We start from the raw sequence: 15,418 nt of genomic DNA on the forward strand, positions 1-15,418 counted from the left end.
CTATCCGCGGTGGTCAGAGTATTGTTGAGATCGTCCGTTAGAAATAGTGATATGTCGAGGACAGAAGACTGTATTGGTGGGTTTGAGTAAAATGTGAAAGCCAATCGATACGCCTCCCTAAATGTGGGTTGCCCCGGATCATTCCAATGCAGAAAATCGGCAAGGAATTACAGCTGAGCGCCTCCGACCTGGTCGGACATCTGAATTGCGGACACCTGACAGCACTCGATCGCCTTGTCGCGGACGGCGACCTCAAGAAGCCTTATGTCTGGGACCCGTTTCTGGAAATCCTCCAACAGCGCGGCGCCCAGCATGAAGCGGGCTTCATCGATCATCTGCGCGCCTCGGGGGTCGCGCTGATCGTCATCGACGGAAAAGGGGTTGACGGCAATGCCGTAGCGGCCACGCTGGACGCCATGCGGGCCGGCGCCCCAGTCATTGTCCAGGCTGCCCTGCGGGCTGCGCCTTTCGCGGGACGCGCCGACATTCTCCGCCGCATCGAAGTGCCGAGCAAGCTCGGCGCCTGGTCCTACGAAGTGATCGACACCAAGCTCGCCCGCGAAACCAAAGGCGGGACGGTCCTGCAGCTGTGCCTTTATTCCGATCTCCTCGCCGGGGCGCAGGGCCGGGCGCCGGAGTTCGCCTATGTCGTGCCGCCAGTGACAGGCTTTGCGCCGGAACGCTTTCGCCTCAGCGACTACGCGGCCTATTTCCGCTATGTCAGGGGYCGGCTGCAGGCTGCGGTCGGCGCCGACGAAGATATTTATCCGGAGYCGGTGCCATATTGCGATATCTGCCGCTGGCGGGGAGACTGCGACAAGCGCCGCCGCGAGGATGATCACCTCTCGCTCGTCGCCGGCATCAGCGCGATCCAGCGAAGCGAACTCGAGCGCCATGGCATCGCCACGATGACTGCGCTCGGCGAGCTCCCCTTGCCTTTGCCGTGGAAGCCGGATCGGGGCGCGGCGTCCTCCTATGTGCGGATCCGAGAGCAGGCCCGAATCCAGGTGATGGGCCGCACGGCCCAGACCCTGTTGCATGAGCGGCTCCCGATAGAATCCGGGTTCGGCCTCTGCCGGCTGCCGGAGCCGGACCAAGGAGACATCTTCTTCGATCTGGAAGGTGACCCCTTTGTTGGCGAAGGCGGACGGGAGTATCTGTTTGGTTATGCCTTCAAGGCCGCGTCGGGCGAGATGAGCTATGTCGGCGACTGGTGCTTCACGCCGGCTGACGAGAAGGCGGCGTTCGAACGCTTCATCGACTTCGTGACCGAGCGCCGCAAACTTCACCCCAATCTGCACGTCTATCACTACGCGCCTTATGAACCGGGTGCTCTCAAGCGGCTTATGGGACGATATGCCAGCCGCGAGGAACAGGTCGATGGCCTGCTGCGCGGCCAAATCCTGGTCGATCTTTACGGGGTGGTGCGCCATGCTGTGCGGGCGAGCGTCGAGAGCTATTCGATCAAGAAGCTGGAGCCCCTTTTCGGCTTTGTCCGGGCCGTCGCGCTGCAGGATGCAAATCGCGCGCTGAACAAGGTGYAGGCCTGCCTCGAACTAGGCGATCCGGCCGGCATCACCCAAGCCGATCGCGAAGCGGTGACCGGCTACAACAAGGACGATTGCCTCTCGACGGCCAGCCTTCGGGGCTGGCTCGAGGCGCTTCGCGCGGAAGCTGAAGGCGGGGGCGAGATCATTGCGCGCCCAATACTCGTGCCCGAGGAAGCCACGGCCGAGATCACGGCCTGGCAGGCCCGGATCGAAGCCCTGGTGGCGCGCCTAATGAACGGCATCCCGGTCGATCCGGCTCAGCGAACGGCGGTCGAGCACGCGCAATCTCTCCTTGCCAACATTCTCGATTGGCACCGTCGGGAAAAGAAGGCCACTTGGTGGGAGTATTTCCGCCTGGCCGGCCTTTCGGTCGAAGAGCTGTTTGACGAGCGGGCGGCCATTTCCGGCCTGAGCTTCCGGCAGGTCGCCGGTGGGACCGCTAAGGCGCCGGTTCACCGCTATCAGTTTCCCGCGCAGGAAGCCGAATTCYGGGGAGGGGAGGATTTGCGCAGCGTCGGYGGCGGGACATTCGGCAAGGTCGTGGCGGTCGATCTCGAGAACCGGCTGATCGACATCAAGAAGCGCGGCGATACCGCCGACGTTCATCCCGATGCGGTGTTCGAGCACGGCGATGTCGACAGCAAGGTGCTGGCGGAATCGCTGGTCAGAATCGGTGAGCATGTCGCCGAGCACGGTATGGCGGGACCGGGACCGTTCAAGGCTGCACGCCATCTTCTGCAACGCTTGCCGCCCGATGTCGGCGGCGCTCCGTTGCGAAAGCCGGATGAGACGATTGCGGCGGCCGCATGCCGACTGGTGACGGTGCTCGACGGTGTATTGCCCATCCAGGGGCCGCCCGGCGCCGGCAAGACCTATACCGGCGCGCGGATGATCCTCGAGCTTGTCCGGGCAGGGCTGCGCGTCGGGGTCACCGCCAACAGCCACAAGGTCATTCGCAACCTGCTCGACGCTGCGATCGAGGAGGCGCGGCAGCAGGGAGTTGATCTCCGGTGCATGCACAAAGTGGCCGAGAAAACGGAAGATATCGCCCATATTTCATTTTCGACCGACAACGCCGAAGTCCTGAGCGCCGCGGGGAAAGTCAACCATGTCATCGCCGGGACCGGTTGGATGTGGTCGCGCCCTGATGCTGTGGGCGCAGTTGACGTCCTGTTCATCGACGAGGCTGCGCAGATGTCGCTCGCTAACGTGCTTGCGATTTCACCAGCCGCAACAAGTCTAGTCCTGCTTGGCGACCCGCAGCAGCTTGAACAGCCGATGCAGGGCTCGCATCCAGAAGGCGCCGACATCTCGGCCCTCGAGCATCTGTTGGCCGGGYGACAGACGATAGGCGAGGAGGAAGGGCTGTTCCTTGATCAGACCTGGCGCCTGCATCCTTCGATCTGCGCCTATACCTCTGAACTCTTTTATGAGGGCAGGCTGCATCCACGCCCCGGTCTGGAGAACCAGTCCATTCTGATGGACGGTCCGCTCGGCGGCGCCGGCCTGCGCTATATCCCCGTGCCTCATGCCGGCAACCAGAGCGTAAGCCCGCAAGAAGCGGACCGGGTCGGCAAGGTCGYGGAGGAGATCCTGAACGCGGGCGCACGCTGGATCAACCGTGAAGGGGTGGAAGCTCCGCTCAAGCTGGAAGACATCCTCATCATCGCTCCCTACAACGCCCAGGTGTTCGAGATCCAGGACCGGTTGCCAGGTGCCCGCGTCGGGACGGTGGACAAGTTCCAGGGCCAGGAAGCGCCTATCGTCATCTATTCGGTGACGACTTCGAGCTATGCCGACGCGCCACGAGGCATGGAATTCCTCTATAGCGCAAACAGGCTCAACGTAGCGACATCGCGCGCAAAATGTMTTTGCATCATCGTCGCAACTCCCGACATCTTCGAGCCCGATTGCCGGACGCCTCGGCAAATGCAGCTGGCTAACGCTTTCTGCCGGTACCTGGAAATGGCTTCCATCGTGGACTTGTGAGCGAACAAGCTATCTGTTTCGTCCCCGAAGCAGGCCGCGATCGGCTCTGTGGATGTGGAGCAATGTTGCGGAAGCCTTGCAACCTGCGTTGCAAACAATAAAAGTCTCTGGCGGGCGACTAAGGGGCGGGTTCATGTTCGTGTTCTTCAATTGGCTAACGCGGTCAGTACTATTCTGGCTGATCGCTGCTGCCGCGGTTCTCCTGGCGGCAAAAGAGTTACCGTTCATCAATCTACCGTTGGTGTGGGGCACAATCCTGGGCGCCACATCCGGGAACATCGAGTCCATTAGCAAACCGGCATTCGCGTACGGACTTGCCGGCGGTCTCTTCTTCACCGGAATCGGTTTCGCGGCTGCCTTCTACATTTGCCACGTTTTTCCGGTCCAGATCGCGCTGTGGCGTGCGACGGGTCAGGTCACCCGGGCCAAGGGCAAGGAGCGAGGGCGGGACGCCATTCGCAAATCCTTCGCCTCAAACTTCGAGAGTCTGCGCCAGACTCTCGAGCGAAATTCATTGATCGGGCATGCATGGCTCGAATTCGAAGAGACGCTGTTCAACACCGACGGCGACAGAGCGATTGGCAACACTGTCCGGCCGCAGACTTTTTTCAATCTGGCGCTGGCCCGCGAGAGGTTGAGCGGCCTCAAGATGATGAACGCGGTGCCCGGCTATTTTGTAGGCGTTGGGCTGCTTCTGACGTTCATTGGCCTGGTCTTCGCTCTTTACAAGGCCGGGGCGGCCGCAAATGCCGGCGACGCCGACAAGATGGYCCAAGAGATGGGCGCGCTTCTGCAGATCGCCACTTTCAAGTTCTCAACCTCGATCGCGGGACTGGGTGCCTCCATCGTCTTGTCCGTCATTTTTCGTTGGTATTTTGTCTTGGTCGAAAGTGCATTCGAGCGATTCAAYGCCACGCTCGAGCGTGGCCTGCTCTATACCGCGCCACAATCGATCTCGTTGGAAATGAACAGGACCCTGCAGGATCAGTTGGTGCAACTGAAGGACATCACTCAAGGTGAGTTCTTCAGTCGCATGGGGTCCGAGCTCGCACCGAGGCTGAATGCCGCGATCGTTGAAGCGATGGCTCCGGTGACCRACCAGATAGGAAACGCTGTTGGCAGCCTGACWGCCAACAGCCAGGACGGCGTGCAACAGATGCTGCACAAATTCACCGACTCCTTGCAGCACGGAGCTGGGACGGAACTTCGCGAGCTCGCAGCAACCCTGAAGCAGCTCCAGATGTCCATCGTTGAAATGCAGGGTGGGCTACGCGGCAGCGGCGACGAGTTTGCAACCAAGCTGTCCGATGCGGCAGACAATCTGAACCGCATGGTGGAGCGCGCGGGCCAAAGCTTCGAGACGAGCTCGGGCCAAAGCCGCGATGCGTTGGCGACAGTCATGGATTTGCTCCGCCAGACAATGGAGAAAGCCAACGCTGAAATAGACACTGCCCTTGGCACAGCAGCCAGCGGTGCGTCCACCAAGCTCGAGGCGGCCATGGGCCTTGTCATGGACAAGCTCGACAAGCGGATTGGCGAGTTGGGAGATGGTCTGCAAACGATGCAGAGGACCATGGGAGAACACGGAGACGCGGCCAGAAGGCAGATCGAGGTCTCGGTTTCGCAATCCACCGACATGCAAAAAGCTGTTTYGTCGGAGTTGGAAGCCACAGTTCAGGGTATATCGGGTCGGATCAGCAGCGCGGTCGAAGATGCCGTCGCTTCAGTAGGTAGGCGATTTGATGAGCTTGCCGCTTCCATGCGAGCGATTGAGGGCGCATTGATCGGTCAGAAGGCAGCACTCGAGGGAGCATCAAGCGAAGCCAGAAAGACCGCAGAAGCGCTCGGAAAGAGTGCCCAGAGCGTTCAGGCAGCGACCGCGCCGCTTGTCAGCGTCGGYGATCGCTTCTCGTTGGCCACGGAGAAGATGACGGAGGGAGTCACAGCGACCCTTGATGYGCTCAAACTGGCGCAATCAGAGATGGCTGGACTCGCCGCGGATCTCTCGGCGGCCAACAAGTCATCTGGCGACTTCTGGAACAATTTTGCAGGCAAATTCGATGACGTCGACACGGCGCTCGGCCAAGCCGTGTCTGTGCTGTCTAGATCCACGAGCGACCAGCAACAAAGGCTTGAAACACACGTGCAGAGCGTAGACAGGGGCCTATCGGAAGCAATCGGCAAGCTTTCGGGCATCCTGACCCAGATGTCCGACAGCGCGGAGTCCATTGCCGATAGTCTGGAAGCCGCGAAGGTGGGTGGTGCTTTGAGCAGCTCCAACGGTGCGCGCGGGACCCAGCAATGATCGTCGCCGAGCCCGATCACCGAGCTGTGTCTCACGCCGAGGAGGACGAGAACTATTTCGTGTCGATGACCGATATGATGGTCGGCATCCTGTTTATCTTCATCATCATGCTGATGGTGTTTGCCCTGCATTTTCGACAGCAGACCGATGAGACCGTGAAGTTGACAGCGGAGCAGCAGCAGSAATTGCAAAAAGCAAACGAGTTGGCAGAGCAGATAGCTCAACTGCGCCGCCAGATAGCAGCCGAGATCGCCGAATTGAACAAAGCTGACCAGGCGCGTGCCAGGCTGCTGGAGAAAATTCAGCGCAAACTGGACGAAGTGGGCCTCAAAGTCACAATCGAGCGTGAGACCGGAGTACTACGACTTACGGAAGAGGCCATTCGCTTCTCGCCGGACAGCTCGGCGCTGGACGACACTGCCAAACGCAATGTCGATGCTGTGGCAAAGGTCCTGCTTGACGTGCTCGCCAACTATGCCGCCTGCCCGGACACCGAGACCTGCCCAGGCGCCTCCGGCTACGTTGTCGAAACGGTCTTTATTGAAGGTCACACCGACAGGACCGGGGACGACGGYCGGAACTGGCAGCTTTCCACTGAAAGAGCTGTCAACACCTATCGCAGGATCGTCGACAATTTCCCAGGTCTGCGCAAGCTGCGCAATTCCGATCATCGCGAGATACTGTCGGTTTCCGGCTATGCGTACACGCGCCCGGCGACCGAGCAGGACGATAGCGAAGGCTTCCGCATCAATCGCAGGATCGATCTGCGTTTTGTAAYGGAAGCCGATCGACGCGAAAGGTTGACGGAAGTCCTCGATCTTCTGGACAAGATGGAAAAGAAGGTCGGCGAGCTGAGCCCGACCGGAACACCTGTCATCTCGACTGCTCCGACGGCAAGGCCATAAGATTGAGCAAACATCTCAAGGAGGCGATCGCAGAACTGCTCATACGCCACGGCGTGCCGGCGCGTGCGTCGGCGCCTGCGCAGATCGAGATCACGGCGGGCAAGCTGCGCGATGCTGACGGTGACGCACCTCGGACAAAGGACTATGACGCGATATCCGAACAGCTGGYGCTCACACTTTCAAAAGGCGATAGCATCACCGGCAGGCAGRCACGCGACGGCGCATGGTGTCTTTGGCAGACCCGGTTCGCGATCGCGACGGACCMGGCGATGCTCGAGCCTTTTCTCGGGCAGCTTCGTGGGTTGAAGCACAAGGGTGCCTCCAGGGCGCTAGCTCTTTCATATTTGATCAGCTTCCACGAAGATCKACCAGGCCTTTCAGCCGTGGCCGCCACGCTGCGCGACCTTGCCGCCGTCGCCGGAAAGCCGTTTGACACGCTGGAGGAGAAGTACCGGATATTCGACATCAGCGACGGGCCGCGGCGGATAGGCGAGGCAGCGTTCGCGCACCGAAAGTCGCCTCGCACCGTGCTGGCAGAACAAGGACTACAGATGGAACTCGTACTCGGTGGYGGCTTTGTTGAGCCATGCGCCCGGCGAGTGCTTGAGCGCGTCGCGGAAGACAAAAGGCTGCCTTCGCTCGAACRCATCGATTTCGTGAAGCTGATTTCAGTTAATGGCGAAACGAAGCGGCTGAACTTTCCCGGCCACAAGGACCTCGTCGCCAATGCATTGCTGCTGCCATATGCAAACCAAAGACCAGATGAGGCCATTCGCGACAGGACACTTGACCTGCTGATTTCGCTCGAAGGCGTGGGTGATCCCCGCACGCGAAGCGGCAATTGGGCAARCATGCCGCGATCTCGTGACATCGCGGTCTCCTGGCTGACCGAGCAGGCCCTCCGGCAATTCCTGGACGTTGTCGAAGAGGTCAACCCAAACGACTATTGGCACTATCGACGGACATTCTGGGAAGCAATGCACGACAGCGATGCCATTTCGGCCGCTTGGGTCGTGATGGACCGCGAAGGGGCTCGAGAGGCACGACGGCGGTTCGGCAAGAACACCGGTTTTGCCCAGTTCACCTCCGGCGCCGTGCAGGCCGGACATGCCGTCTTGCTACTGCGTATCGGCGAGGGGGTTTGTGCGGAGTGGAGTTTCAACGGCAAATGCAGGTTCTGGCAGGATGCGCAACGTCAGGGTGCTCCGCGCCTTTATGACGATGGCTACGACGCCGAATTCTTGCGCACCGGTACAAGGTATCCGCCGATACTCGAGATTACACACTATCCCCACACTGGGYCGAACGCCTGGCARCATCTGRCTGCCCGCCAGATCCAGGGTATGACTGGTATGCGATTTTCACCCAAGGAGTACATGCCGTGAGCCTGAGCTTTCGGCATGTATCTCTTCCCAGCGGCGTGCAATTGAAGGTTTTGCGGCGACGATTGCTTGGCACCCAAGTCGTCGAGACCTCGCTTTGGCCGCATCTGACAGGCAAGGAGGGCGCTGCTGCGCGCTATCTGCTGGCGCTTGCAGATAGTGGCGAGGCTGACATCTCGGCCACCGAGGTATTGGTTGTGCACCCTGCGATTGYGGCATTGCCTGCCTCCGTGGCGGAGGCTGTCAGATTGCCTCCACTTGGCACTCTTTCAGTGACGTTGGCGTTTCAAGGGATCATGACCGATCCGAGGGCCCGCATTCGCGTCAGCTGGTATGATGCCGACACTCGCAGAATAAGGATTGAAAGAACCGGAGCACTGGCCCGGTGGGGTGCCTTGGAGGGCCGCCTGTCAGGGCCTCTCTATGCACTGACCGAGGCTATCGATCGCTACAACGCAACCGAGAGTTCCGGCTCGGACATACGGATCGCTGCTTGGGCGCCGGTGCAAAATGCATTGAAGATGACCACCGGACAGGAGGTAAGTACCGAAGATCGCTTTCTTACCAGCCTCACGATCTATCAAGCAGGGGCGGTTGCGCTGGATGTCTTCGYGACCCCCTATGGGCCAGATTTCCTCCCCGTTGTCATGGGTCGAGAGAAATCGGCAACCCTTAATGATGATGCGCCCGCCCCGGAAGGAACCGAGYACGCGCCAGCGGCACCAGATCTCGTCTCTGACGCTCTGTTACCTGAGCCGCTCCAAAGACGTTTCGCAAGCGAACTGTTTGCTGCCGAATCCACCAGTCGGGATGCCTATGTTCTCGATCGAAACACCTACCTTGTTGTCGATCCGGCGCTCAAATCCGCCTTGGATGTCATCCGGACGAAACGTTCCGCGCCGCGAGAAGAGCGTATTTCATTCCTCCAGAATCCCAGGATCGAAATTGCACGGGCGCTCGGCGACGAAACAGGTGAGATGGCGCAGACTCTGCTGGTCGAAACTTGGCAGTATTCGGAGCGCATTCTCGGCCTCGGCGTCTGGGAGCCGCCTGCCATGCCATGGCTTAAGAACAAGGCCGGCCAATGGTTGCCCGAGCGCTTTCCCGTCAGGATCGGCGACCAGATCGTCGAAATGGATCAACGGATTTTCGACGGTCTCAAGACCGCAGTGGCTGCTGCAGATCAGCAAGGCGACAGCAAAATCCAATTGGGTGATCGGGCATTCAAGGTCCCGGAGGTCCAGGATGCTTTTGAACGGCTTGGTCTCGACCGTCAGGGAAATGCGCCAACTCAGGCCGTTGAGGAGGGCAATCAGCTAGAACAAACTCAAAGGGACCCGCACGCGGGTGAACAAGAACGCCTCATCATTCAACAAAATTTTGAAGGCAAGGAATTTGCCGTCTCCCACAATGCCAGGCAGACCGTGGCAGGCGACGAATTTCCTCCAACAGAGGTTGTCACGACAAGACCAAAACCGCATCAAAAGGACGGCTTTGATTGGCTGGTCGGCAGCTACAAGGCAGGCTGGCCAGGCGTGCTACTCACCGATGACATGGGTTTGGGAAAGACCTTTCAGGCTCTAGCCTTCCTGGTGTGGGTCAGACAAATCCGGAGCAAGCTCGGCATCGATGCAGGCTCGCAAAAGAAGCCGGTGCTAATCGTGGCACCGACGGCGCTTTTGCGTAACTGGGTCGAGGAAGCCGACCGACATCTGGCGCCGCAAGCGTTGGGCGAGCGCATAGATGCATTCGGTTCGGCCTTGCGTCACCTCAAGATGGAAAGGCTCGAGCACTGGACTGCCGAAACTGCGCTTGACGTCGCCAGGTTGCGCTCGGCCGACTGGATACTGACGACCTATGAGACACTCGCCGACTACCATCGGGCCTTTGCGCRCGTCCCATTCAGTGTGGCCGTCTTTGACGAAGCGCAGAAGATCAAGTCGCCTGGCTCGATCAACACACAGTCCGCGAAGGCTATGAATGTCGAATTCGCGCTGGCCCTCACAGGGACGCCCATTGAGAACCGTCTTGCCGACTTATGGTGCATCATGGATCGCGTGGTTCCGGGCTATCTCGGGGATCTTAAGGGCTTCGTCCAGAGCTACGAGAAAGGCGGCGGGGACGACCTTCGGCGATTGAAAGCCAGCCTTGATCAGCCTCCGAGGCCAGAGACCCCGCCCGTGCTATTGAGGCGGATGAAGGCGGAAATTCTGGAGGGCTTGCCAAAACGCGAGGTCTCAAAAAGGCAGATGCAAATGCCGCCGGAACAGGCGGAAGCCTATGCCGCGGCAGTCTTTCGGGCACAAACCGGCGGCACAAGCCAGGGCGATATGTTGCGGGCGATTCATGCATTCCGGGGCATATCATTGCATCCAACCGGGAGCTCTGGCTGCGATCCGCTCGACATGACCTCGGTGCGGGATTGGATCGCAAAATCGGCGCGCATGGTCCATGCGGTCAAAGTTCTGGAGCACCTAAACACAATCGGCGAGAAGGCACTGGTGTTTGTTGAAGACCTTGAGGTCCAGAAGGTTTTCGCAGCTGCGATCGCCACTCATTTGCAAATGCCACGCCAGCCGGCGATCATTAACGGGACTGTTCCGGGAGAAAAGCGGCTTGAGATCGTAGAAAGGTTTCAGTCCTCAAGCTCACGTTTCGACTTGCTTGTGCTCTCGCCCAAGGCTGCCGGCATCGGTCTCACGATCACTGCCGCAAACCACGTGATCCATCTGTCGCGGTGGTGGAATCCGGCCGTAGAAGACCAGTGCAACGATCGCTGTTATCGCATCGGGCAGCAAAGGCCGGTCACTGTCCATGTGCCAATCGCAGTCCATCCGGAATTTGGCGAGACCTCTTTCGATCAGACACTCGATGCATTGTTGGAGCGAAAGCGCCAGCTCTCGCGCGACATGCTTGTCCCACCTGTAGAGGATGGCGATGTCGAAGCCCTCTTCGGCAGAACGCTCGGAAGGGTCTGATCGTCAGGGTAATCCAGCCTCGGCGAGGTAAGGCGACAGAATTGTGGGCTTGTCGCCAATGCGACCCGAACTCGTCAGGATCAAGCGCTTCTTCGCCCTGGTCATCGCAACGTAAAACAGTCGCCTCTCGCCCTCGAGCGCTCGTTCAGTTTGAGCAAACCGAAGTGGCCAGATGCCGTCGACAACATCCAGCATGACCACTGTATCGAACTCGCGCCCCTTGGCTCGCAGCGCTGTCATCAGGTGGATGGGCTTCTTCCACTCCTCGTTTGCTGAATCATCGGAGTCCATTCCGGGCAGCTTGACAAGGGTATCCTTCGCCTTCTCCAAATCATCGACGAAGCTCTGGAAGTCCTCCCCGTAGGTTTCTGAGAATTCCGCCAGATAGGCGAACGGTGGATCGGCCAGGAAGATATCCTCAGAGCCGCGTCCATGATCCTTTTTGAATCCTGCGTAGAGGGTCTGAAGAGCCTCGATAGCCGCTCTTACAGTCGGCGCGTGGAGCAGCTTTCGAAGCCGGATTGCGAAGTTGGCGGCTGTGGCGCCCTCGTCGGTCTGCCCGCGGATCGGACCTGAATAAGTCTGGAGCTGGGCAATGGCTGCATCGTAGGATTTGGGTCTCACCGAGCGCACATGCCTAGCCATCGCATCTGCTTCAACCCGGCGCAGCGGATACCRCTGCACGGAATTGCAAAGGGCCATGACGTCATCGACAATCGTCGGGACTGCGATACCAAGGCCCGCCATGGTGCGCGTCCGAARCGCGCCCAGCAGCCGGTCAAAGGTGTCGGATAGGAAAAGATGAAGGTCTTCCGCGGCGCAAAAAGGAATGTCCTCTCGCGCGAGCAGAATCTGGTAGGGAATTAGCTGGGCGCGCTTCCTCGATAGCRGGGCCATCCGCGCTCCAGGTGCCTTTTTTCCAACGAAGCTCCGGATTTCGTCGAGCACGCTTTCGACGGAATCCAAAAAAGTTTGCCCTGAATACATGAAGGTTTGCGCTTCAACGGTTGAAACGGCATGCATGCTCTTTGCGACTCTTCGCTTGTTGTGCGCGATGAGACGAGCGGATTTCTCCACGATGTTTCGCGGGCTGCGGTAATTCTTCTCCAAAATATAGGTCTTGAACGGCCGCCCTAAATGCCGATCCGGTTCAAGGATGAAATCGGGCGCCGCGCCACGCCACTCGAAGATGGCCTGATCGTCGTCGCCGACAATGGTGAGTGCCGACTGATTCAGGTCGGCAACCTTCATAATCAGTGCCAGGTCGAGAGGATTGATATCCTGAAATTCATCGACGAGGATGTCTGTGATCCTTGCCCCCGGAGCGGGTAGATTTCCGGCAGCCAGTTGTCGCCGCTGGTCGAGCCAAGCACCGTATTTTTGGTCTTCAAGGGTGAACGAACCGGTCGCGAACTGCTGAACGCAGGCGGCATTGAAGAATGGCAGCGCGATCTCTAGGAAAGTCTCCCACCGGCGGTTGTCGACGACACCGAGWTCCTCGAACTTGACGATGAAATCTTCGAGCAACGATAGCAGGCCCAGCTCCTCCAAGGACTCCAATCGTTGATCGGCCATTGCGAGCGATCCATCTTCATGGTCGAAGGCCAGCGATTTCATAGTATCAAGCAGATCCRCCAACAGCTTCGGCAACTTGAAGGGCTGGTGTTTCATACCCTTGTCCAGCTCAGGAACCGATGACCACGCAGGAGCCARCACGGTCCTTACAAGATTGGCTCGCTCGATTTCGGCAACGTGGAGTCGTGGCTGGGTCGACATCGCGCGAAGCCGCCTATGTCCCCATCCATTGAGCGTCACAACATCGGCGCGTGTCGAGAAGGGCGCGAACGCCGGCTCTGAAAGCCTGGCCCGCAACTCGTCACGAGCGGCCCGCGTGAAGGAAACGATGAGGAAGGACGAGCTTCCGACCGAGCGACGGTGAAGTTCAGCACAGCGATGGAGGAGGGAAAGTGTCTTGCCACTTCCGGCAGGTGYGAGCAACCTTATGTCTGTCTGGGTGGCATTGACGAAGGCAAGCTGGGTAGCATCCAGGGCGGCGGAAGCGATGCTGTTCAAATCCGGCTCCTATCTAGCCAAAAATCAGTCACGAGGTTRCAGAGTAGACCGGAGGCTGTCAAACGGCTTCCAAAAGTGACTCGGACGAATTCTTGGACTGGTTATGCTGCARTTCCCAGGTTCCGGYGGTATTCGGAGGGGCTCAGGCCACCGAGTGAGATCTTGATGCGATGCTGATTGTACCACCGGATGTAGGAATCCACCTGCTGCATGAAGTCTTCGAGCGTCGTGTTGATCCAGTCGCGATGGTAGTACATCTCATTTTTCAGCCGTCMGAAGAAGCCCTCGCAGGCTGCGTTATCCGGTGAGCATCCTTTGYGTGACATGGACCGTGCGAGCTGAGCATTGTGCATTCGTAAGAGCCATCCAGGCCAGCGATAATGGGCGTTGCGGTCGTTGATCGGTGAGATCGTGCTTACGCCCGGGGACAGRCGCGGTGAGGTGCATGCCGAGCTGYGCGGCGAGTTGTTCGGCATCCTCGAATTCGCCAATCCTGAACAAAATCAAAGCCTTGCCGATGTTATGACAAAAGGGGTTTGYGGGTCCCCGCAACCAACCTACTTGCATCCTATCCTTTTCAGGTCGACGTGGTCTCGCGCRGGGGCGGAGCCTCAATCCGAATTCTTGCAACTAGAGGTCCGCCAGACCATACGAGATCACACCAAGGATATACCGGGCCCACCATCTCGCGCCAGCTTCGGCGTCTTCGACCGTTAATGTGATTTTCGGAGCTTGGAGATTCGCCTCGATGTTTGGTGAGCTGTCGCTGTTGGGTCCCAAGTGGACTCCCCCGGTCGTGCATGGACAACAGGCTTGCCGCGCCCCACGATTGAGATTACCCGCGCGTTTTTGCTCTCGAGTTCATCCAGGTAATCGGCCCACCATTGCATCATCTTGACGCGCTCTTCCCAGTGCTCTGCCCGGGCGTAGGCACGACGAACGTTGTTGTTCTCAATGTGGGCCAGCTGCCGTTCGATGGCGTCCGGATGCCATTTTCCGCATTCGTTTAGCAGAGTTGATGCCGTTGCTCGAAAACCGTGCGCCGTAGCTTCCTCCTTGCCGTAGCCCATACGGCGCAGGGCGGCGTTAACCGTGTTGTCGGAAATCGGACGCGAAGCCGATCGAACGCTAGGAACCAGCAGCGATCCGCCACCAGAAATTTCTCTGAGTGAGGCCAGGACGCTCAAGGCCTGCCTTGAAAGGGGTACGCGGTGCGGCCGTCGCATTTTCATGCGTGCTTCAGGAATGATCCACACCGAGCTTTCGAAATCGAACTCTTTCCATTCTGCCGCGCGAAGCTCGCCGGGGCGGGGAAACAGCAGTGCGATCAGCTTCAGGGCGGCACGGGTTGTAGRCTGTCCATCAAATGCATCGATCRCCCTCAGCAAGCCGCCCAAGRCCTTAGGATCAGTAATCGCGGCACGAGGYGTGACCGTCGGGCTGATGAGCGCGCCCCTGAGAGCGATCGTCGGATCTGCCTCGGCGCGTGCTGTCGCGATTGCGAATCGAAACACAGTGCCAATTGTTGAGCGTAGGCGCCTGGCCGACTCGTATCGACCRCGAACCTCCACGCGACGGAGAGCAGTAAGGATKCTTGCCGTATCGATMTCCCGAATGCACTTGGCGCCGATTGTCGGATAGGCAAAGTCGAGCAGCCATTTGACCTTGCTGATCGTCCGATCGGCACGTCCTTCCTTCTTCAGCTTCTCAACATATTCGTCTGCGATTGAGCGAAAGGTGTCATTTGGCGAATTAGCCTTCTGGAATTTGCGCTGCTGGGCCGGGTCGGCACCAGCCTTGAGGAGACGTTTGGCTTCATCGCGCGCTTGGCGGGCATCAGCGAGAGAAATGACAGGATAGCTGCCCAGAGACAGCAGCTTCTGCTTCCCACCGAACCGATAGGCGAGGCGCCATAGCCTTGTTCCCGACGGCTGGACCCATAGCTGGAGCCCGCCGCCGTCGGATATTTTCTGGAGCTTGGACGCAGGCCGGATGTTTCGGCATTTCATGTCGGAGAGAGCCAATTTGTAGGACCTCCTATTGGTGCTTCGATACCAACAGGTTCTCCGATACCAACAAAAATACCAACACCTCGCCCCGTTGGACGAAGTTTGCCCAACCGCGATGAAATTCGCCCAAGCGAACCTTTCGTGCCGAAAAGACGCGCAAAATCAGCCGTTTGCGGAGACTTAAGCGTAGATGGTTCGGCGAAAGGGAGCCTGGGGAGAAGAGGGAA

The 15,418-nt window shown here is 59.0% G+C and carries 7 protein-coding genes and 1 pseudogene; 5 read left to right on the forward strand and 3 right to left on the reverse strand.

The annotated features are described in order from the left end of the window. Positions 1–146 precede the first annotated feature (146 nt). The 5 genes from LCM4576_RS06735 to LCM4576_RS06755 all read left to right on the forward strand — a co-directional run bounded on the left by LCM4576_RS06735 (position 147) and on the right by LCM4576_RS06755 (position 11,109). Positions 147–3,539, forward strand: a complete 3,393-nt coding sequence (locus tag LCM4576_RS06735) for a TM0106 family RecB-like putative nuclease (RefSeq protein WP_071031195.1) — start codon at positions 147–149, stop codon at positions 3,537–3,539. A gap of 133 nt (positions 3,540–3,672) precedes the next feature. Beyond that, the gene (gene zorA / locus LCM4576_RS06740) at positions 3,673–5,844 is read left to right on the forward strand and encodes an anti-phage ZorAB system protein ZorA (protein ID WP_071031197.1); all 2,172 of its coding nucleotides are present in this window, start codon (positions 3,673–3,675) and stop codon (positions 5,842–5,844) included. Further along, a complete protein-coding gene (locus LCM4576_RS06745; protein WP_071031198.1) occupies positions 5,841–6,749 on the forward strand; it encodes an OmpA family protein in 909 nt (302 codons plus the stop codon). Before zorA ends, LCM4576_RS06745 begins: the two co-directional genes overlap by 4 nt. Positions 6,750–6,751: 2 nt before the next feature. Then, complete coding sequence (locus LCM4576_RS06750; protein WP_071031200.1) at positions 6,752–8,134, forward strand: EH signature domain-containing protein; 1,383 nt, start codon at positions 6,752–6,754, stop codon at positions 8,132–8,134. Next, positions 8,131–11,109 (forward strand): DEAD/DEAH box helicase, encoded by a 2,979-nt coding sequence (locus tag LCM4576_RS06755; RefSeq protein ID WP_131803228.1) that lies wholly within the window; start codon positions 8,131–8,133, stop codon positions 11,107–11,109. The genes LCM4576_RS06750 and LCM4576_RS06755 overlap by 4 nt, the downstream gene beginning before the upstream one ends. A gap of 3 nt (positions 11,110–11,112) precedes the next feature. On the opposite strand, the gene LCM4576_RS06760 is transcribed toward LCM4576_RS06755, so the two are convergent. The 3 genes and pseudogenes from LCM4576_RS06760 to LCM4576_RS06770 form a co-directional block, all read right to left on the reverse strand. Then, positions 11,113–13,182 (reverse strand): 3'-5' exonuclease, encoded by a 2,070-nt coding sequence (locus tag LCM4576_RS06760; RefSeq protein ID WP_071031203.1) that lies wholly within the window; start codon positions 13,180–13,182, stop codon positions 11,113–11,115. 101 nt (positions 13,183–13,283) lie between these two features. Next, positions 13,284–13,580 (reverse strand): annotated as a pseudogene (locus LCM4576_RS06765) (IS3 family transposase); the annotation flags it as partial. Between the two features lie 315 nt (positions 13,581–13,895). Continuing rightward, a complete protein-coding gene (locus LCM4576_RS06770; protein ID WP_071031205.1) occupies positions 13,896–15,206 on the reverse strand; it encodes a phage integrase central domain-containing protein in 1,311 nt (436 codons plus the stop codon). Positions 15,207–15,418: the final 212 nt, after the last annotated feature.

It is taken from the genome of Mesorhizobium sp. LCM 4576 (assembly GCF_001854815.1).
Taxonomy (GTDB): Bacteria; Pseudomonadota; Alphaproteobacteria; order Rhizobiales; family Rhizobiaceae; genus Mesorhizobium; species Mesorhizobium plurifarium.